Source organism: Cycloclasticus sp. P1 (assembly GCF_000299965.1).
GTDB classification, from domain to species: domain Bacteria; phylum Pseudomonadota; class Gammaproteobacteria; order Methylococcales; family Cycloclasticaceae; genus Cycloclasticus; species Cycloclasticus pugetii.
This window is the reverse complement of sequence record NC_018697.1, coordinates 1278014-1297904: the sequence shown is the minus strand read 5'-3', so window position 1 is coordinate 1297904 and position 19891 is coordinate 1278014. Positions and strand designations below refer to the sequence as shown.

General features: G+C 42.7%; 17 protein-coding genes. 13 read left to right on the top strand and 4 right to left on the bottom strand.

All coding sequences use genetic code 11. The features are described 5' to 3' along the window. Positions 1–3: 3 nt before the first annotated feature. From Q91_RS06200 to Q91_RS06185, 4 genes are read left to right on the top strand one after another with little or no spacing between them, the layout of a single operon-like run. Positions 4–1623 carry an acyl-CoA carboxylase subunit beta gene (locus tag Q91_RS06200; RefSeq protein WP_015006028.1) on the top strand — a complete coding sequence of 540 codons (1620 nt, stop codon included), beginning with the start codon at positions 4–6 and terminating at the stop codon, positions 1621–1623. 1 nt (position 1624) lies between these two features. Continuing rightward, positions 1625–2431 (top strand): enoyl-CoA hydratase/isomerase family protein, encoded by an 807-nt coding sequence (locus Q91_RS06195; RefSeq protein ID WP_015006027.1) that lies wholly within the window; start codon positions 1625–1627, stop codon positions 2429–2431. A gap of 3 nt (positions 2432–2434) precedes the next feature. After that, positions 2435–4405 carry an acetyl-CoA carboxylase biotin carboxylase subunit gene (locus Q91_RS06190; RefSeq protein ID WP_015006026.1) on the top strand — a complete coding sequence of 657 codons (1971 nt, stop codon included), beginning with the start codon at positions 2435–2437 and terminating at the stop codon, positions 4403–4405. Continuing rightward, positions 4398–6197, top strand: coding sequence for an acyclic terpene utilization AtuA family protein (locus tag Q91_RS06185; RefSeq protein ID WP_015006025.1), 1800 nt, complete (start codon positions 4398–4400; stop codon positions 6195–6197). Before Q91_RS06190 ends, Q91_RS06185 begins: the two co-directional genes overlap by 8 nt. 118 nt (positions 6198–6315) lie before the next feature. Here the strand turns inward: Q91_RS06185 and Q91_RS06180 are convergent, their stop codons facing one another. Both Q91_RS06180 and Q91_RS06175 read right to left on the bottom strand, forming a co-directional pair. Then, positions 6316–7518, bottom strand: a complete 1203-nt coding sequence (locus Q91_RS06180; RefSeq protein WP_015006024.1) for an acetyl-CoA C-acyltransferase — start codon at positions 7516–7518, stop codon at positions 6316–6318. Positions 7519–7555: 37 nt separating this feature from the next. Beyond that, positions 7556–9583 carry an FAD-dependent oxidoreductase gene (locus Q91_RS06175; RefSeq protein WP_015006023.1) on the bottom strand — a complete coding sequence of 676 codons (2028 nt, stop codon included), beginning with the start codon at positions 9581–9583 and terminating at the stop codon, positions 7556–7558. Between the two features lie 452 nt (positions 9584–10035). Between Q91_RS06175 and Q91_RS06170 the strand changes: the two genes are divergently transcribed. The 5 genes from Q91_RS06170 (at position 10036) to Q91_RS06150 (ending at position 14214) form a co-directional block, all read left to right on the top strand. Then, positions 10036–10890 carry a CoA ester lyase gene (locus tag Q91_RS06170; protein WP_015006022.1) on the top strand — a complete coding sequence of 285 codons (855 nt, stop codon included), beginning with the start codon at positions 10036–10038 and terminating at the stop codon, positions 10888–10890. Positions 10891–10906: 16 nt separating this feature from the next. After that, complete coding sequence (locus tag Q91_RS06165) at positions 10907–11932, top strand: MaoC family dehydratase (RefSeq protein ID WP_015006021.1); 1026 nt, start codon at positions 10907–10909, stop codon at positions 11930–11932. A gap of 170 nt (positions 11933–12102) precedes the next feature. Next, the gene (locus Q91_RS06160; RefSeq protein ID WP_015006020.1) at positions 12103–12747 is read left to right on the top strand and encodes a hypothetical protein; all 645 of its coding nucleotides are present in this window, start codon (positions 12103–12105) and stop codon (positions 12745–12747) included. Positions 12748–12788: 41 nt separating this feature from the next. Continuing rightward, positions 12789–13670, top strand: a complete 882-nt coding sequence (locus Q91_RS06155) for a nucleotidyltransferase domain-containing protein (RefSeq protein WP_015006019.1) — start codon at positions 12789–12791, stop codon at positions 13668–13670. After that, positions 13648–14214, top strand: a complete 567-nt coding sequence (locus Q91_RS06150; protein WP_041230510.1) for an SLATT domain-containing protein — start codon at positions 13648–13650, stop codon at positions 14212–14214. Before Q91_RS06155 ends, Q91_RS06150 begins: the two co-directional genes overlap by 23 nt. A gap of 390 nt (positions 14215–14604) precedes the next feature. On the opposite strand, the gene Q91_RS06140 is transcribed toward Q91_RS06150, so the two are convergent. Beyond that, a complete protein-coding gene (locus Q91_RS06140) occupies positions 14605–14850 on the bottom strand; it encodes a hypothetical protein (RefSeq protein WP_015006017.1) in 246 nt (81 codons plus the stop codon). 108 nt (positions 14851–14958) lie between these two features. Between Q91_RS06140 and Q91_RS06135 the strand changes: the two genes are divergently transcribed. Together Q91_RS06135 and Q91_RS11650 are read left to right on the top strand one after the other, a co-directional pair. Beyond that, entirely contained in the window at positions 14959–15516 is a 558-nt protein-coding gene (locus tag Q91_RS06135) for a hypothetical protein (RefSeq protein ID WP_015006016.1), read from the top strand. A 122-nt stretch (positions 15517–15638) separates the two neighbouring features. Beyond that, positions 15639–16034, top strand: a complete 396-nt coding sequence (locus Q91_RS11650) for a hypothetical protein (protein ID WP_015006015.1) — start codon at positions 15639–15641, stop codon at positions 16032–16034. Between the two features lie 154 nt (positions 16035–16188). Here the strand turns inward: Q91_RS11650 and Q91_RS06125 are convergent, their stop codons facing one another. Further along, complete coding sequence (locus Q91_RS06125) at positions 16189–16749, bottom strand: DUF2889 domain-containing protein (protein WP_015006014.1); 561 nt, start codon at positions 16747–16749, stop codon at positions 16189–16191. A gap of 295 nt (positions 16750–17044) precedes the next feature. Here Q91_RS06125 and Q91_RS06120 point away from each other — a divergent pair, with 295 nt between their 5' ends. Next, positions 17045–18670, top strand: a complete 1626-nt coding sequence (locus Q91_RS06120; RefSeq protein WP_238538318.1) for a long-chain fatty acid--CoA ligase — start codon at positions 17045–17047, stop codon at positions 18668–18670. A 39-nt stretch (positions 18671–18709) separates the two neighbouring features. Next, positions 18710–19882 carry a thiolase family protein gene (locus tag Q91_RS06115; protein ID WP_015006012.1) on the top strand — a complete coding sequence of 391 codons (1173 nt, stop codon included), beginning with the start codon at positions 18710–18712 and terminating at the stop codon, positions 19880–19882. The last annotated feature ends 9 nt before the right edge of the window (positions 19883–19891 follow it).

Sequence of the window (19891 nt, the reverse complement as noted above, 5' to 3'; positions counted from 1 at the left end):
GTTATGGCTGTTATACAAAGTAAGGTAAATACCCGAAGCGATGGCTTTAAAAACAATAGGAAAGAGTTATTAAAGCTGATCGATCAGTTAAATAAGCTCGAAAATAAGGTGCATCTAGCCTCACAAAGAAAGCAAGCGGTCTTTGAGCAAAGAGGGCAGTTATTACCGAGAAGGCGTTTAGACATGTTGTTAGACCCAGGTGCCAGTTTTATTGAGCTTAGTACGCTAGCTGGCCTAGGCCAACATGACGATGATGGCGAAGAAAATGTTTATGGTGCGGGCATTATTGTTGGTATCGGTTTTGTAGAAAACACAAGGTGTATGGTGTATGTCAATGATGCGGCGATTAAAGGGGGGACAAACATGCCCCATGCGTATAAAAAATTACGTCGCGCGCAAGAGATTGCCAGTACCTCTAGGTTGCCTTTTATTTGTTTAGTGCAAAGCGGGGGAGGAAATTTATTTCTACAACACCTTGGGTTTAACTTGGCCGGACACCGGTTTATGTCACAAGCACAGGCGTCTGCCGCGGGTATTCCGCAAATTACGGTAGTGCATGGCGCATCTACCGCAGGAGGTGCGTATATACCTGGCATGTCAGACTACGTGGTGATGGTCAAAAATAAAGCCCGAGCTTATCTTGCTGGCCCACCATTATTAAAAGCAGCAACCGGTGAAATAGCTGAGGAAGAAGAGCTTGGTGGCGCTGAGATGCATGCAAGTGAATCGGGGCTTGCCGAGTACCTAGCTGAAGATGATGCGCATGCGCTTGAAATGACCCGAGAAATTGTAAAAAGTTTAAATTGGAATAACCGCCTAACCACAACGGCAAAAAAAACTTATAAAGAACCGCGATACGATATTGATGAATTATGCGGCATTGTGCCGGCTGATTACCATAAACCCTACGACAGCCGTGAAGTGATTGCACGCTTGGTTGATGATTCTGACTTTGTTGAATTTAAGGCGAATTACGATCCGTTTACTATCTGCGGTTTTGCAGAAATCGAAGGTCAACATTGCGGCATTATTGCAAATAATGGCCCTATTACTAATAAGGGAGCCGGTAAGTCGACACAGTTTATTCAACTCTGTTGCCAATCAAATAAACCGTTGATTTTTTTACAAAATACTACGGGTTTTATCGTTGGTATTGAGCATGAACAAAATGGCATGATAAAAAATGGTGCCAAGCTTATTCAAGCGGTGGCGAATGCCACTGTGCCTAAAATAACACTCAATATTGGTGGCGCCTTTGGTGCAGGAAATTATGCTATGTCGGGCCGCTCATTTGAGCCAGACTTTCTATTTGCCTGGCCCACTAATACATTGGCCGTAATGGGGGGCGAGCAAGCCGCAACGGTGATGTCCATTGTTTATGAAAATAAACAAAAAGCGAATAATAAGCCGATTGATGAAGCGTTTTTAGCCAAGCAAACAGAAGATATTTTAGACTACTACTCAAGTGTTTCGTCTGCATTTTATTGCACCTCACAGGTTTGGGATGAAGGCATAATTGACCCACGTAAAAGTCGTCGTTTGCTTGCCGAGCTGATTGATATTGTTGTTCAAGGGCGTGAAACCAAATTAGATGCCAATACCTTTGGCGTGGCGAGGATTTAAAATGATTAATCTACCCAAGGTGGACACGTTATTACTAAAGCATGTGAACGGGCGTCTATACATTACGTTAAATAGGCCTGAACGGCGTAATGCAATGAACGATCAGATGAATGACGAGTTACATCAAATGGCCGATTTTTTAGCTAAGTCGGCAGCAATTCGTCTGGTTGTATTGCAAGGTGCCGGTGGTCATTTTTGCGCCGGTGGCGATATTAAAGAACGTAAAAACCAAACCGATCATGCGGCTCAACACCTAGACCCTGCGCGTGACAGAAATATTAGATCGGGGCAGCTATTTAAAAAATTTTTTGGCTTACCGCAAACCTTAATCGTAGTTGTGGAAGGCTCGGCAATGGGCGGTGGTTTTGGCTTGGCGTGTTTGGCAGACCTTACGTTGGTTCATCGTGATGCAACACTGGGCATGCCAGAAACAACATTAGGAATTGCACCTGCGCAAATTGCTCCCTATGTCGTTCAGCGAATTGGCTTAACACCTGCTAAGCAAATGGCATTAACCGGTGAAAGGATTAATGGCGACAAAGCATATCGCTTAGGCATAGCGCAATACCTTGCCGATTCTAACGAAGCCCTCAGAGACAAATTAGAGTCTGTGATCCAACAAGTAGAACGTTGTGGACCTAAGGCATGTGCCGCAACAAAAGACATTATGCATAAGGTGGCTCATCAAATTGATGATGAGATGATTGAGTTTTCGGCAGATGTTTTTTCCAGACTAAACAAGCAAGATGAAGGTCGCGAAGGACATCGCGCCTTTGTTGAAAAAAGAAAACCGCACTGGATGGCCTGATTAATGAATTATTTTGATACTATCTTGATTGCGAATCGTGGCGAGATAGCCGTTAGGGTCATTAAAACGGCTAAACAGATGGGCTATGAAACGGTTGCTGTTTTTAGCGAGGCAGATCGTGAAGCACTGCATGTTTCTCTTGCTGATAAAGCGATAGGTATTGGCGAGTCAGACGTTGAAAAACCCTACCTAAATATTGACAAAATAATAGCCGCAGCGCTGAAAACTAATGCTCAGGCTATCCATCCGGGGTATGGTTTTTTATCCGAATCAGCTGAATTTGCGCAGCGTTGTGAAGAAGCTAACTTAGTGTTTATTGGGCCGGATTCAAAGGCAATGGCCATTATGGGAAACAAAACGGTTGCCCGACATAAAATGCTTGAGGCAAATGTACCCCTAGTGCCAGGCTATGATGGACCTTCGCAAGACAACCCAACGTTACAAAAAGAAGCTAAGCGCATCGGTTACCCGGTGATGGTTAAAGCAGCTGCCGGTGGTGGTGGGCGTGGTATTCGCATTGTTAAAGACCCACAACGCTTAATAACAGAACTTGAAGCGGCTAGAGCAGAGGCACTTAGCAGTTTTGGCTCTGATGAATTACTGCTTGAAAAATATATTGAAAAGGCCCGACATATTGAAATTCAAGTATTTGCAGATCAACTTGGTAACACGGTTTATTTGGGTGAACGAGACTGCTCGATGCAGCGACGGCATCAAAAAGTTATTGAGGAAGCCCCTGCGCCGAATATCGATGCCACCTTACGAAAAAAAATGGGTAATGCCGCAGTAAAAGCGGCTGAGGCGGTTAATTATGTTGGTGCCGGTACCGTTGAATTCTTATTATGTGAGGATCAATCATTTTACTTTTTGGAAATGAATACGCGCCTACAAGTTGAACACCCAGTAACAGAATTGATAACAGGCTTAGATTTAGTTGAATGGCAGTTATCAGTAGCGGCTGGTGAACCATTAGCGCTACAACAAGATGAGATTGAGCTAAAGGGGCATGCCATTGAGGTGCGTTTATATGCTGAAGATTGTGAGTGCGATTTTATGCCGCAAACAGGGCGTATAAGGCAGTGGAAAATGCCAGTCGCTACGGGTATTAGAGTTGATAATGGAATTGTCAATGAGCAAATTATTAGTCCTTATTATGACTCAATGCTGGCAAAAATTATTGCCTATGGTGCTACGCGCGAACTAGCGATTAGGCGCTTAACACGGGCCTTAAAAGACACGGTTTTATTAGGTTTGCCCAGTAATAAAACTTTCTTACTGGGCTTGCTAGAAGTCCCTGCGTTCATGAATGCTGAGGCAACCACGCGGTATATTGAAGAGCAATACCTACCCGCGCAACAAAAACAGGCGGCTCAGGGCCCGGGTGACTCAATGTGGGCAATAGCCGCCATTTTGTTATCGCGAATGCCCGGCACAACAGGTTGGCGAAGTACTGGCACCCTCAGCTGGCCGGTCAGGTTGAAATACCAGCAACAACAACGTGACGTTACGGTTTTCCAAGACGGTTCTGCATACCGTGTTGAATACAGCGATGATGAAATACAAAATATCCTTATTTTAGCGGAGTCTGATGGCGAGCTATTGCTTCAGATTAATGGTATTTGCTGCAAGCTTAATGTTGCGCTAGATGAGCGACACACTGTTTATATTGATAATCGTTCACAGGTCGCGATGTTTGAAAAATTATCATTTTCAGAAAAACAAAACCAAGACACTCTCGGTGCAAACCTTATCGCACCGATGAGTGGAAAAATTGCCGAGGTTAAGGTGATAAAAGGTGACACGGTTAACAAGGGTGATGTGCTGGTAGTGCTTGAGTCAATGAAAATGTACCAAGAGCTTATGGCCCAACAAGACGGCCTGGTAACGGGCGTTTATATAAAGCCTAATCAGCAAGTAGAAGTGAATATGCCGTTGATAGATCTCGTCACCAGTGAGCAGGCTAACGATGAATAAAATCAAAATTGGCGGTGCTTCTGGCTATTGGGGGGATAGCGCCTATGCAACAGAACAATTACTGACAAAAGGTAATGTTGATTATTTGGTTTATGATTATTTGGCCGAGGTCACCATGTCACTGTTGGCGAATGCAAAGTCAAAATCTGAACAGCTTGGCTATGCAACTGATTTTGTGCAGCAAATACTGAAACCTAATTTACAACAGATCGCCGAAGGTGGGGTAAAAGTCGTTGCCAATGCAGGGGGTGTCAATTTACCTGCGTGTAAAGAGGCGATCCAAGCCATTTTAGATGAGCAAGGCTTAGCACTGAAAATTGGCACCGTTGATGGTGATAATTTAATGCCAAAAGAAGCTGCATTACGCGCATCTGGCATAACTGAAATGGAAACTGGTGAACCGTTTCCTAACAAACTAGCCAGCATTAATGCCTATTTAGGCGCTTTCCCCATAGCGGCGGCACTCAATGCGGGTGCAGATATTGTCATTACCGGTCGCGTTGTTGATTCAGCCACCACATTAGGGGTCTTGATTCATGAATATAACTGGTCGGTTGATGACTTAGATAAACTGTCGATGGGGGCATTAGCAGGGCATTTAATCGAATGTGGCTGTCAGGTAACAGGAGGTAACTTTACCGACTGGCATGACAGCTGTGATGGCTGGGCTGACATGGGCTACCCCATTATTGAATGTGATGAAAGTGGTGATTTTGTTGTTACAAAAGCTACTGGAACGGGGGGCTTGGTTTCTAAGCTGACTGTTGCAGAACAATTGGTGTATGAAATAGGCGATCCGCAAACCTATTTCTTACCCGATGTTGTTTGTGATTTTTCGCAGGTTAAATTAACCGAACAAAGCACTGATCGGGTATTAGTTACGGGCGCTATTGGCTATCCGCCAAGCGCTCAATATAAAGTCTCGGCGACTTATTTAGATGGTTATCGCGCCGTTTATACGCAGCTATTAACGGGCTTTGATGTATTAAAAAAAGCCGAGCTAACGGCCAATGCAATTTTAGAGCGTTGCGAAAAACTGTTGGCTAACGCCGGTTACGCAAACTTTAAACAACATTCAATTAACTACTTAGGCGCTAATGCGTTATGGAATAAAGAACACTTTTCTATACCGCAAGAGATACAAGAAATAGTGTTAAGAATAGTGGTTCATCATGATAAGCGTGATGCGGTTGCTTTATTTTCAAGAGAAGTAATGGGCGTTATCTTAAATATGACGACGGGGCGTTGTGCAGCTGGTCAGGCAGGCCGGCCTAAGGTGTCGCCAGTGATTAGTTTATATTCATTTCTAATCGATAAAAACTTGGTAAACGCCGTGGTTGAGGTAGAGGGTAAGCCGTTAACCTACCCACAAGCGTCTGGTAATACGTTTAATGACAATATGGTTCATCGTAAGCCTGACCCAATAGTAAGGCAAAGTGATAAAAATGCCATACAAGTACCTTTGGTTAAACTGGCGGTCGCGCGAAGTGGTGATAAAGGGCGGTTTGCCAATATAGGGGTGATTGCACGTCGGCCTGAATATATGCCGTATATTGCTCAAGCCTTAACCGAGCAGACAGTATCTGATTGGTTTTCTCATGTAGTAAAAGGCCGTGTAGAACGTTTTTATTTGCCGGGTATCGATGCGTTTAATTTCCTCTTACAAGATGCGCTAGGGGGAGGAGGGGTCAGTTCCATGAATATAGATACACAGGGTAAAACTTACGCACAGCAAATTTTAAAAATGCCAGTTAAGGTCCCAGCTGGCTTGTTAAAAAATGAAAGGCGTTAAAGTGTCTAGAGTTCTTCTATGCTAGTCAATAGGGTATTCAAGCGCAGCATAAAAAAGGGTGTGTTTAATACACCCCCTTTTTAACTAAACGTTTTAAATAAACGTAGCGGAGCGCCCGTTAAGAACGTTCAATAACCATTGCTATCCCTTGCCCAACACCAATACACATTGTAATAAGAGCATAACGACCTTGTGTGCGTTGTAGTTGATGGCTGGCAGTTATCGCAAGCCTTGCACCAGACGCACCTAGTGGATGACCAACAGAAATAGCGCCACCGTTGGGATTAATACGGGGGTCATCTTCGGCAATACCCAGTTGTTTTAAACCACCAAGCACTTGCGCAGAAAACGCTTCATTCACTTCGATAATATCCATTTGTTGAAGTGTTAAACCCAGTCGTTTTAATAATTTTTGGCAGGCAGGCACGGGGCCTAATCCCATCATCGATGGTTCAACACCCGCTGATGCGCCGCCTAGAATACGGGCCATAGGTTTAAGCTCATGTTGTTCACCATAAGCACGTGAGCCAATAACTAAAGCCGCTGCGCCATCATTAATACCAGATGCATTGGCGGCAGTAACAACGCCATCTTCATAAAGCGTGCGCATGCTGGCCATTTTATCTAAGCTTGTATCGGCCCGTGGGTGCTCATCTTTATCGACAATAATGTCAGGTTTGCCACGTTTTTGTGGAATGTTAACGGGAATTATTTCTTTATCAAAATAGCCTTTCGCTGTTGCGTCAGCCCATTTTTGTTGTGATTGATAAGCAAAAACATCACATTGCTCACGCGTAATACCCAGAGCTTTAGCGACGTTATCAGCAGTTTCTGGCATGGCTTCGTGACCATATAGTTTTCCAATTATTGGGTTTGGAAAACGCACACCAATGGCGCTGTCGTAAACCGTAATGTCTTTACTAAATGCGGTGTTGCTTTTGTTAAAGGTTAAAGGGGCGCGTGTCATGCTTTCAACACCACCTGCAATAAATAAACTACCCTCATCACAGGAGATAGCACGAGCGGCGTCAATAATTGCGGCTAAGCTACTGCCACAAAGCCTATTAACGGTTTGCCCGCTTACCTCGACAGGTAAGCCTGCGGCTAATGTCGCATAACGTGCTACGTTTCGGCTATCTTCACCGGATTGACAAGCGCAGCCCAAAATAACATCGTCAATTAATAATGGGTCAATATTGTTTCGTGTAACCAGCGCCTTAATAACGCTAGCGGCTAAATCGTCCGGTCGGACGTGTGCCAGTGAGCTGCAATATTTTCCAAAAGCAGTTCTTGCTCCATCGTAAATGTAGGCATCTAACATGGATGTCTCCTTAAGTTAAGTTGTGGTTGAATGTTGATTAAGTGCTTAATGTGTAGGCGAGTTTAATGCCATCGCTAATGGCTTGTGCTGCATCAAGTTCTCGTACTTCTTTAGCGCCGCCTATTTTGTATACATTGGGAGCTAAATCGCCAAGTTGTTGGGCAAGTTCATCGCGTGATTCTTGGCCTGCGCAAATAACAATGCTGTCAGCGTGTAATAACTGAGTGGTTCCTTCTTTTTCTATGTGTAAGCCTGTTTCATCAATTTTTATATAATTAAGTTCACCAAGCAATTTAACACCACGTTTTTGCAATTCTGCTTGATGAATCCAGCCGGTTGTTTTTCCAAGCGTACGCCCAAACTTTCCAGCCTTACGTTGTAAAATCGTGACAGTACGGTTGCTTTTTATTATCGGTTTAACTGACGCGTTTAGCCCACCAGACTGAAGACCTGTTGGATCAATTCCCCAATGTTTGTTAAACGAGTCAATGGGCTCTAGGCCGTCATCTTGATGGGTTAAAAATTCAGCCATATCATAACCAATGCCACCAGCACCTATTATAAGCACGGTTTGACCTATTTTCTCTGGTGAATTAAAGGCCTCTTCGTAGCTAAAGACATTAGGGCGATGAATGCCTGGAATATTTGGTTTGCGTGGCTTAATACCAGCAGCGATGACAATTGAGTCATACTTTGTATCGTTTAGCTGCGCTAAGGTGACCGTCGTATTTAGCTGAGTATTAACGTGGTATTTTTTAAGCATAACGTTGAAATACCGAAGTAATTCATCAAACTCTTCTTTACCCGGTACCTTACGTGCGTAAGCCATTTGTCCACCAATATCAGCAGAAGCGTCAAACAACGTAATGTTGTGACCAAGTTTTTTAGCTTCAATAGCAAAAGATAAACCAGCCGCCCCAGCACCAATTACGGCAATATTTTGTGGGTTAGGGGCTGGTGGTAATTTGGGCATTTTTGTTTCGTGGCAGGCACGCGGGTTTACCAAACAGCTAACAGTTTTAAAATTAAATAAATTATCTAAGCAAGACTGATTGCAGGCAATGCAGCTATTTATTTCATCGCTTCGTTGTTGCTGGGCTTTTATAACAAAATCAGGGTCAGCCAAAAAAGGCCTAGATAAATAGACTAGGTCGGCATCTCCTTGTTGTATAAGCGTGTTGGCCACCTCGGTGGTGTTAATCCGGTTGGCAGCGGCAACAGGGATATTGACCACTTGTTTAATCATACGGGTAGCCCAGCTAAAGGCAGCTCGTGGAACTTGCATCGCAATGGTTGGTATAGATGACTCATGCCAACCAATACCCGTGTTGATCAAGTCGACACCGTTAGCCTCTAAGAGCTGGGCAAATTGTTGCGCTTCATGAATAGTCCAACCATCTTCAACCAGATCAAGCATTGACATGCGGTATTGAATAAAAAATTGAGAACCTACTTTTTCTCGAATCGATTGCAATACTGTTAATGGGAAACGGGCACGGTTTTCGAAACTGCCACCCCATTGATCGGTTCGCTGATTTGTACGTGAGGCGGTAAATTCATTAAGGAAATAACCCTCGGAACCCAATAATTCAATGCCGTCAAAACCAGCTTGTTGCGCAAGGGAGGCGCATTTTACGTAATCGTCAATGGTACTTAGAATGCCCTTCTCAGACATTTCTTTGGGTTCAAATTTATTAATAGGTGAACGAATAGGGCTGGGCGCAACTAGGTTCTTTTGCTTTGCATAACGCCCAGCATGAAGAATTTGTAAAATAATATGACTACCTGATTCATGTACAGCATCTGTAATGATTTTATAATCGGCAACTTGCTCAGGGTCTGTTAGTTTCATTGAACCTGGGCTGAGTAAGCCTTGCTCATTAGGCGAAACACCACCGGTAACAATAAGGCCAACGCCGCCGTCTGCACGTTCTTTATAAAAAACAGCTAAGCGGCCAAAAGGATCGTCACTATGATCTAGCCCAGTATGCATAGAGCCCATTATGAAACGGTTAGCTAAGCTTAAAGAACCAATTTTAATGGGTGAAAATAAGTGATTTGGCATACGTTTCCTTTTTTGCATGAGTGTATTGTTGCGTCTTTGCTTTTAAGGTTTTGAAGCAGATTAAAGCGCTTCACAAACTAACGATTGTTTGATAGATTGTTAAGCAATTATACCGCTCAAACAGAACAAATACAGCATAGCGCCACGATGATAACGATGGGTTAATCTATCAATTTGGCAATGGTGTTGTGAATATTACGTTAAATGGACGAAAAGAAAAGTGAGTGACCCAGATGCCGGATGAAGAAATAATAAAGATTAACTTCAATAACAACGGTTAATGCTGCACGATGGTGTTTATAGGCTAATAGTTTATTAAAAGTGTTGATAGCAACGCTATGTATCAGCTAGCCAATTAAAAAACAAACCTAATGACTGATGAAATGCTATTAAACTATAGCGCTTGAAAAGCCTTGGTTTGCTGCGTTTTTAATAATAAATATATAAATAATATGATTAACACTATACAACTATGCCGCTCGATTTTATTTGTTCCAGGTGCGATTCAAAAGCGCATAGATAAAGCGGCGAACATTCCTGCAGATGCGATAGTTTTTGATCTGGAAGATGCCGTATCGCCCGATGATAAAGTGCGTGCAAGGCAACAGGTGGTAGAAGCCTTAAAGTCGTCCGCTTTTAAAGGCAAACAATTGATTGTGCGAATCAATGGCATTTCTACACCTTGGTTTGAAGAAGACATTAAGGCAGTTGTCGCGGCTGGTAATAGTGCAGTGATGTTGCCAAAATGCGAAACGCCAGAAGACGTTAATGCGGTAAAAAAATATTTTAATAAAGCCGATATTGCGCTGTTTGTTATTATTGAAACAGCAAAAGGCGTGTTGGATGTAGCGTCAATTTCAAAGGTATTAACACCGCAAGACTCTGTTTGTTTTGGTCATGTGGATTTTGCTGCCGATATGGCGCTTAATGAAGCCGATGCCAGTGAAGGGGTTATTTACCAGTCACGCTGTCAAGTTGCCTTAGCGGCAAGAGCGTTTGGCGCATCGCCTATTGATAATGTTTGCTTAGAAATTGCCGATGAAAAAGCAATACACGATGACAGCTTAAAAGGCCTAAAACTCGGGTATGCTGGAAAGCTATGCATACACCCCAACCAAGTGCCCATTGTTAACAAAGTGTATACCCCAACACTGGATGAAGTAGACAACGCAAAAGCTATTTTAGCGGCTTGGGATGTTGCTCAAAAAGAAGGCCACGGGGTATTTACCTTCCAAAATAAAATGATTGACCTGCCTGTTATTCGCGCCCAACAGAGTATTTTAAGGCGCTATCAAATGGCGCAATAATAAGAGACTTATACGCATGAAAGAGATTTTAATTGATGGCCCTTATTTTGAAGACTTTACAATTGGCGAGTTCCTAGAAGAACCGCCATCCATAACCATTACCGATGGCCATGCAACCTTGCATCAAATGTTGTTTGGTGATCGTTTAAGGCTGCCGTTAGATCGTCATTTAACGCACGAAATAACCGGTTCAGATCGCCCGTTAGCAAACGCTATTATGGCGATGGGTTTTGCGATAGGGCAAACAACCTATGCCACGCAAAATGTAATGGGTAATTTGTTTTATAGAGGCTTGGTTCTTAAAAAACCGGTCTATATTGGCGATACTTTAAGCACAACGACAAAAATTGTTGCCTTACGGCAAAATAAAGTCAAAGGCGGGCGTCCCTCAACAGGTATGGTAGGGCTTGAAATTACCACCACAAACCAACGGGGTGAAGAAATTTTGCACTTTTGGCGCTGCCCAATGGTGCCGTGTCGTGATCCAAAAGTACAAACCACCCATGCAGATGACTTAGATATTATGCCGTCTAATATTTCTACGCAAAGCTTGGTAGAGGCAGTACCAACAGACTGGGACTTGGCAACGTATAAAAAGCGTTTTGCGGGCATCCATTTTGACCAAGTAGAAACAGACGTTTTATTTAAAATTAAAGCAAGGGACACAGTAACCTCCGCGCCAGAACTAACCAGAACAACGCTTAACCTAGCTATGACACATACAGATGCTGGCGCCAGCGTTTATGGCAAACGCTTGGTATATGGTGGGCACACTATCTCGATGGCAGCAGCCCAACTAATAAGAGCCCTGCCAAACACCTTGTCAATATTAGCTTGGCGGCATTGTAATCACCTAGCCCCCGTGTTTGAAGACGATATTTTACGTAGCGAAATATCAGTATTGAAAAAAACACCGTTAGCATCGGGTGGTGGGCTAGTAGATTTACAAATCAATGTATGGGCTGACCGCGGAGAAAATGCACCTAAAGAATGCAAAAATGACCACGTACTAGACTGGGGATTAGTTATTTTTATGGCATAAGCCCACCGCTAAGGTACTACCGTTAAAGAAAGTAGGGCGGCTAAAAGGGTTTTATCCATGTTTGATGTGCTAATATCAAAATACATGGAAGTACTATCCACCTATATACAACTAATACGTGGACATTGGCTTTCCGCTTATTAATACTGTTGTACGTCATAGGAGAGAGTGTGCAAAAACCACAAGTAGGGATACTCCATACCGAAAGATTCGATAGCTCTATCTTTGAGGAGTTTCTATCTGAAATAGAACATGAGAATTTGGATCTTCAAATACAGGAAATTCCTGAGCCGGGGCCTTTCGCAACAGTTGAGTGGTTAATTCCTACGGCTATCATAGCCTTCATCGGGAAAGCTTATTTTGAAGAGTTCTTGAAGGAGATGGGCAAAGATCATTACAACGCTCTTAAATCTTCGCTTGCAAAGCTGTCCAAGAAAACTGTCAGTCAGCCTCGTATTGAGCCTGTATTGATGAGTACATCGGGAAAGGTAAGTAGTGACAATCCATTTTCAATGGCTTATTCAATTCTCGCTGAGGGCAACAATGGCTATAGGTTCAAGCTCTTGATCCCAAAATATTCATCCAGTATTAACTATGAGGCCATAGTACTAAAATTTATGGATTTTATTGCCGAGTATCATGCGCTGGGCCTTGATTCCGCTGCAGCAGAGCAAATTTCTAGGAGTGGTGCGCCGGGAGGAACAATTCTGGTTTCCTACAACCCCGAAGCTGACAGCATTGAATGGCGTGATCATTTGCCTCCAGAAGTTCGGGCGCGAATGAGCGTACAACAAGAAAATGTAGCGGACTCGTAAACTCGCCGCTAATTTGAGCGTTATAAGCACAAGGAAAATGAATGAGTGTTAGCGAAAATTTCAAGACGTTTTGTAGTAACTTAAGGATGAGCGACACGGTAGTGTCCAACGTTCAATATAGATATAAGAGAATTACAAAGCAGTTAAATGCAGACTTTAGAGACTTGAACTCAGATACGGCTTATAGCTTGTACGTGGGATCTTATGGCAGGGGGACGGCCATTCATGTAAGTGATATTGACATGATTATAGAATTGCCATATTCAGTTTATGAGAAATATGATAATCACTCTGGAAATGGACAGACGGCTTTATTGCAAGCAGTGAGAGACTCTATAAAAAAAACTTATTCAACCACACACATACGCGGTGACGGTCAGGTTGTTCAGCTGAATTTCGATGATGGAATCTGCTACGAAATTGTTCCTGGGTTCATTAATAAAGATAAAGAAAGCTTTACCTACCCCGACACCAATGATGGGGGCAGCTGGAAAGTCACAAAGCCAAGAGCGGAAATTAATGAGCTAAAAAATGGAGATGCGCTTTGGAATAACAACTTAAGACGTCTTTGCCGTATGGCTAGAGCTTGGAAAGATAAGTGGAACGTACCAATGGGAGGGTTGCTAATAGACACCCTTGCGTACAACTTCATGAAACAGTGGGAATATCGAGATAAGTCATATATTTACTACGATTGGATGAGTCGTGATTTCTTTAAGTATTTGAAAGATCAAGATTCTGAGCAAGAGTATTGGCTTGCTGTGGGCAGCGGGCAATATGTATATAGGAAAGGCAATTTTGAGTACAAAGCACTACGCTGTTACAACATATCCCTAGAAGCGATCGAACATCAAAGCAACGACAAGAACTGGTCTGCAAACCAAAAATGGCGAGAAATATATGGCACAAAGTTCCCAGATTGAAATACTTGAGGATCAAATAAGAGAATGTTATGGGCGTGTAGTATGGACTCATAAAACTCATGAGAAATGTGCCGATATTCTTAACTCAAGGAATAGTAATATAAAACTATGGCAAATAATTTTATCTGCCATAACAACCTCAGGTGTTTTTATAACTGTATTGGGTGAAAGTAAAGAGGCTGGAGTAATAGCAGCAATAATGTCGATGCTTACTCTTGCATTAAGCACTTATGTTAAAAAATATGATTTAGGGAGTATGGCTCAAAAGCATGCGGCAGCAGCAATTTCAATATGGGATGTTAGAGAAAAATATTTCTCCCTTTTAACTGACATTAGAGCAGGCTTAATGGCTGAGGAAGATATACGTAAACTTAGAGATAAATTACAAAGCGATCTACACAAGCTTTACAAAGGCTCACCAAGGACCATTACCAAGGCTTACGAAGAAGCATCAAAAGGCTTAAAAAAGATGGAAGAATTGACATTTTCAGATGATGAAATTGATGCTTTTCTGCCAAAGTCACTAAGGAAGTCTGAGCGTTGAAGTGCTTATAACAAGGCGCTGCTACAGAAAATTTACTCGCTGTCGCTCCCAAATTTCCGCAGAGCGCGGCGTTATACATATTAATACTGTTATACATAAAATAAATTGGTACCGTTTATGGCTCAGCATGATTTAGTAGTACAGCTACAAGAAACCTTTGATGAATTTAGGCTCTCAGCTCCCGCTCGAAGAAAGGCGATTCTTCCAAAAATTGAACTGATTTGCTCAATGATGCAGGAGAGAGGACTTTCTACGTATTCGGCGCAGTGCTGCTCCAGAGTCGTTAATACTTGTAGAGGCATGGCAAAGTTGAAGCAACCGAAAATATACGATGATTCAAAGCAGGTAAGCCATGTGTTAGGAGATATTTCTTTCATAAATATCGAGTAACTATGGCGTGAGTACCTGTGGTAAATAATGTAAATAAGTGTTTTCTGCATTTTTAAACGAGACGGTTTCTATGAATTTTAAATTTGTACCAAAAGCCGCTGGTGTATCTTCTGGCTGGTTTCGTATCTGGTGCATTAAGTCATTAAGGGCGCAGAATAAATTTTTAATATCATCGCCAAAATCATTCCTGCCAACAAATTTCTTCCCTTCAGGGTCTGTGGGGTCTAGTTCTATTTTTTCTAGCATCGTCTTATGTCTCCAAAATGTATAACAAAAAATTTAAGTCGTTCGCTGTGCTCACTGGGACGCGCAAAAAGCCGCGCGCCACTTATTTAAAACGTTAGAGGGCTAAATATGCTCGGAGACTCATATATTCCCTGGTTGTCACTATTCTCTGGAGTGGTTATATATAAAATTCAAGATGATGGAGCCTCGAATAATAACGGCGGCTTTATAAACATTGATGATTTTGCTAAACGCTTTGAACTAGAAAGGCTCTCGCTTAATGGCATTGCTTACGAGAAAGGGCAAGGAAGAGAGGAAGAATTAATGGAAGCTATAATCCATAATGCAGGAGTGCTCTGTGAGTTAGGGCTTATGGAAAGAAAAAGAGGAATGGTTCCTCCTCGTTTAGAATATAGAGTGACCCCAAAAGGGCGAAAGTACGATAGTTTAGCTCATGGCAAAATTGGATTAATACGTTGTAAATTATTCTTTTTTAGCCATTGTATGTGGCAACGCATAAAAAAGTACAAAGCTATTATTACTGTGGCAGCATTCTGTATGGCTGTCGTTAATGCTGTTCGTTTTTATAACTTAGCTTTTACTTGGATTTCAGAATCTACATTAGCCTTAGCAAGCATTATCGGCTTATTTATAACTGTAGCATGGGCCGCTTATGCTAGTAGTTAACCGCCCTCTAACAAGGCCATTAAAAACCGCGCTTTAAAATCAATGGCAAAATCAATGGGGTCAGACTCGATTGATTTATCGCCTTAATATTTAACATTAGCTTTATATGGAAGGACCCAACTATGCGTAAGCTTTTTGTGTTTTTACTGCTTTTATCCGCCTCATCGTACGTTTATGCGTTTTGGAGCAGTTATGCGTATGTGTCTTCTGTAACAGAAAGTGAATTTGATCTAACAGTTTCTGTAGTGCATGTGGATGACAATAAGGAATTATATCGGGTAAGGCTAAAAGCGGTTGCATACCCGTATAAAAAAGCGTGGGTTATAACAACACCACAGTCTATTCCGCCTGATGAACAGAATCAGCGAGCGCGTTTTTGGGGTAAAGAATTAAGCCTGTCTGGCGTTGAATCGATTATTCCGCTGCGCCCAACAGAAAGGTCTTTTTTGAACCGGCTTGATGATACAGAAGAAGGAAAATTCTATGAATTGCTTATTCCAGCAGAGCAGGTTCACTGAACCTACATTTATATAGATTTCCCTGAGCCAGTAGAAGATGGTGGCTATTTTTATTCAATAGATATTGGTTCGTACGTTAAAGCTAGACAATAAAGCTGACCATGGCTGTATTTGAAAGCCATAGTTTCTGCGCCTTTTTATACCTTTGCTGCGCTTATTCGGGCGTGCTTTTTTTTCCAGTGTAATACTCTGGGTGATAGGCAAGAACTTGTTCGCCATCGCTACTCCATGCATGGCAACCATCAATATAGAAGGGTTTTGATGTTTCGTTCTCAGTTTTGCCTTTTGCGATTCCCGCCATTGTTTGGTAAATCGTTGTCGTGGCTGGCCCTACAAGATCGGCTAGGTGCGTACAACCTTGAATACCGGCTACTAAAGACTTTACTAAACGAGTCCACCCCGGGGCGATTTGTTTACCAATTAGTTTGTTGAATATAGGCGTGATCTCGCCACAACAACCGTAGGGTGAATGGTCTGTTACTGCAATGCAATCGTGAACCAACAGATTGGTATCGACTGTTAAGCGAATCCACATTTCATGAATGGGTTCACCCGGTTTAATGGTGCCACGGTAAGAGTTCTCAAGAGGGTAGGTTTTAATATCTGTAATCTGTGCATCGACATCCCATAAACCGTCAGGCCTTTTAAAGCCGTTACAAGTAATTTGGCGAGTATGTATGTTTTCTCGTGGATAGGTACTTTCAGGTAAAGGCATAAGATTTTTTGCGTTTAGTTACAGTGGGGAGTTGCTTCTTGCTTGAAATTATAATCGTTTCTAGTCGTTTGTTGTGCGAGCGAGTGTAATATTTGGATATGTTTTTTGTATTTGTAAACGTAGCGTGGTTGCTTAGGTGTTGCATGGCCTATGTTTGGTTGTAGTTAGCTTGAGTGGCTGTTCGTTACAGAACCAAGGGGTTGTAACGATAAGCTCGTTGCGCCTGAGGGATGGCTTGGGTATAGTCATATTTTACCTAGCGCTAGTTTGAATTTAAGTATACGTTCGAGGAAATATGATGTCTATAAAAAGCACAATGATGGATTACACATTAACATTAAGCACCTTAGTCGAGCGCTTAAAGACGTATTATCCGCGAGTGGAGGTGGTGTCAAGACTGCCAGATAAAACTCTGCATAGAACACACTATTTAGATATTCATAAACGAACTAAGCGCTTAGCTTCGGCGTTAACAAAGCGGGGTGTTAAAAAAGGAGAAGGTGTAGCGACCCTAATGTGGAATCATTACGGGCACCTTGAGGCTTACCTTGGGGTGCCTATTATGGGCGGTGTTCTCCATACTGTGAATTTACGATTATCACCCAAAGATATTGCTTATATTATTAATCATGCTGGCGATAAGGTACTTATTATTGACGATATTTTGCTGCCTTTATATGAGCAGTTTAAAGATGATGTGGCGTTAGATGAAGTGATCGTTGTTCCGCTAACAGGCGAAAAGGTTAATAGCGAATATACTGATTACGAGGATTATTTAAAGCTTGGTGATGATGACTTTAGCTACCCTATTATTGATGAAAATGATGCAGCGGGGATGTGCTATACCTCGGGCACAACAGGCCGCCCTAAAGGGGTTGTGTATAGCCATCGCTCAACGGTTTTACATGCAATGGCAGAGGCTATGGTTGATACATTGGGTGTTAGTCAGTCTGATGTGGTGACGCCTGTGGTGCCAATGTTTCATGCCAACGCTTGGGGGCTAAGCTATACATCGGTGCTAGTCGGTGCAAAACAAGCGTTACCGGGCCCACATTTAGATGCTGAGAGTTTGATGGATTTATACCAAAGCGAACAAGTAACGTTGAGCGCTGGTGTGCCCACCATTTGGATGGCAATAAAAACAGCCAGAGAAGCAGAGCCGAATCGCTGGAAGACAGCGCCTAATATGCGAATGGTGGTTGGCGGAGCGGCTGTTCCAGAGTCTTTATTTCGGGCGTTTGATAAGTTTGATATGACTATTATTCAAGCGTGGGGAATGACTGAAACTGGGCCGTTAGCCACCGTAGGTATCGTTAAAGAAAGCCTATCTGACCTTGATGAAGATGCAAAATATGCCTGCCGAATTAAACAAGGGTTAACGTTGCCCTTTATTGATATACGAATTGTCGATGAAGAGGGTGTTGAATTACCTTGGGATGGTAAAACATCTGGTAATGCCGAGTTGAAAGGGCCGTGGGTAACCGCTGCATACCATAAGAATGAAGGTGCTGAGGATAGTTTTAGCGAAGATGGTTGGCTAAAAACTGGGGATGTTTGCCAGATAGATCAAGAGGGTTATGTCAAACTGACCGATAGAACAAAAGACCTTGTTAAATCTGGCGGCGAATGGATTAGTTCGGTGGATCTTGAAAACGCAATTATGGGGCACCCTGATGTATTAGAAGCAGCAGTCATTGCTGTTGCACACCCTAAATGGGATGAGCGGCCTTTAGCGGTTGTTGTGGTTAAGGAAGATAAGCAAATAACAACGGACGATATACGTCAATTTCTAGACGGTAAGTTTACTAAAATGTGGTTGCCTGATGCGGTGGAGGTGATTGCTGAAATTCCTAAAACATCAACGGGTAAATTTATGAAAATGGCACTGCGAGAACAGTATAAACACTGGGTTTGGGAATAAATTAGAAACGTTAATTAACAATTAAATAGGACGAATAATATGAAAGATGCGGTCATTATCGAAGCAGTACGCACACCTTTTGCTAAATATAATGGCGCATTTAGAGACATACCTGCCAATAAATTACTAGCTAATGCGTTACAAAGCGTGGTGTCTAGGTCGGGTATTGATAAAGAAAAAATCGAAGATGTTATCGCAGGCTCTGTAACTCAAATTGGTGAACAAGCCGCAGATATTGCCAGACAATCCTCTTTAATGGCTGGGTTTCCGGTGGAAGTGGCCGGTGTTACGTTGAATCGTTTTTGTGGCTCGGGTCAGCAAGCGGTGCATTTTGGCTCACAAGTTATTGATGCTGGAGATGCCAATTATATTATTGCTTGTGGTGCGGAAAGCATGACGCGTGTTGCGATGTTAACAGATATGACTCTGGGAGAACCGTATAAAGACTTTGCGCCAATGGGGGCAGAATTACTTAAACAATACCCGCTAGTGCATCAGGGTGTTAGTGCTGAATTAATAGCGGATAAATGGGGTATTAGCCGTGCTGACGTGGATGCCTTTGCTATTGATAGCCATGCTAAAGCTCAAGCGGCTATTAATACCGGCGCGAACAAGGAAATAAGCCCAATGCAAGGGTTAGACAAGGAAGGAAATAGCATTATTTTAGAGGCCGATGAAGGTGTTCGAGCGGTTATAGATTCTGATAAATTAAGTTCGCTAAAAACCATTTTTCGCCCGAAAGGCGACGGTGTAGTAACAGCGGGTAATGCCAGTCAAATTTCAGATGGTGCTGCCGCCGTTCTGATCGCCAATAAAAAGATAGCCGTGGCGGATGGTTTTAAGCCAAGGGCTAGGTTCCGTGCTCGTGTCGTTGTAGGTAGTGACCCTGTTTTACAATTAGACGGGCCAATTGCGGCCACTAAATTAGCGTTAAAAAAGGCTGGTTTAACGGTAGATGATATAGATTGGTTTGAAATAAACGAAGCCTTTGCAACGGTTTCATTGGCGTGGATGAAAGCAATAAACCCAGCGCCAGAAAAAGTTAATCCGTGGGGCGGCGCGATTGCACATGGGCACCCATTAGGCGCAACCGGCGCAGGCCTGATGGCAAAAATGCTGGCAGGTTTAGAAGCGACAGATGGACAGTTTGCGCTTCAGACCATGTGTATTGGTTTAGGTATGGCAACAGCCACAATTATTGAACGAATTTAAGGAGTTAGA

Excerpts from the sequence above, each read along its gene's own strand:
- Q91_RS06155 (WP_015006019.1), top strand. The coding sequence starts at position 12,789 with ATGAGTGTTAGCGAAAATTTCAAGACGTTTTGTAGTAACTTAAGGATG.
- Q91_RS06150 (WP_041230510.1), top strand. The coding sequence starts at position 13,648 with ATGGCACAAAGTTCCCAGATTGAAATACTTGAGGATCAAATAAGAGAA.
- Q91_RS06140 (WP_015006017.1), bottom strand. The coding sequence starts at position 14,850 with ATGCTAGAAAAAATAGAACTAGACCCCACAGACCCTGAAGGGAAGAAA.
- Q91_RS06195 (WP_015006027.1), top strand. The coding sequence starts at position 1,625 with ATGATTAATCTACCCAAGGTGGACACGTTATTACTAAAGCATGTGAAC.
- Q91_RS06135 (WP_015006016.1), top strand. The coding sequence starts at position 14,959 with ATGCTCGGAGACTCATATATTCCCTGGTTGTCACTATTCTCTGGAGTG.
- Q91_RS06175 (WP_015006023.1), bottom strand. The coding sequence starts at position 9,583 with ATGCCAAATCACTTATTTTCACCCATTAAAATTGGTTCTTTAAGCTTA.
- Q91_RS06180 (WP_015006024.1), bottom strand. The coding sequence starts at position 7,518 with ATGTTAGATGCCTACATTTACGATGGAGCAAGAACTGCTTTTGGAAAA.
- Q91_RS06115 (WP_015006012.1), top strand. The coding sequence starts at position 18,710 with ATGAAAGATGCGGTCATTATCGAAGCAGTACGCACACCTTTTGCTAAA.
- Q91_RS06120 (WP_238538318.1), top strand. The coding sequence starts at position 17,045 with ATGATGTCTATAAAAAGCACAATGATGGATTACACATTAACATTAAGC.
- Q91_RS06125 (WP_015006014.1), bottom strand. The coding sequence starts at position 16,749 with ATGCCTTTACCTGAAAGTACCTATCCACGAGAAAACATACATACTCGC.
- Q91_RS06200 (WP_015006028.1), top strand. The coding sequence starts at position 4 with ATGGCTGTTATACAAAGTAAGGTAAATACCCGAAGCGATGGCTTTAAA.
- Q91_RS06185 (WP_015006025.1), top strand. The coding sequence starts at position 4,398 with ATGAATAAAATCAAAATTGGCGGTGCTTCTGGCTATTGGGGGGATAGC.
- Q91_RS11650 (WP_015006015.1), top strand. The coding sequence starts at position 15,639 with ATGCGTAAGCTTTTTGTGTTTTTACTGCTTTTATCCGCCTCATCGTAC.
- Q91_RS06165 (WP_015006021.1), top strand. The coding sequence starts at position 10,907 with ATGAAAGAGATTTTAATTGATGGCCCTTATTTTGAAGACTTTACAATT.
- Q91_RS06190 (WP_015006026.1), top strand. The coding sequence starts at position 2,435 with ATGAATTATTTTGATACTATCTTGATTGCGAATCGTGGCGAGATAGCC.
- Q91_RS06170 (WP_015006022.1), top strand. The coding sequence starts at position 10,036 with ATGATTAACACTATACAACTATGCCGCTCGATTTTATTTGTTCCAGGT.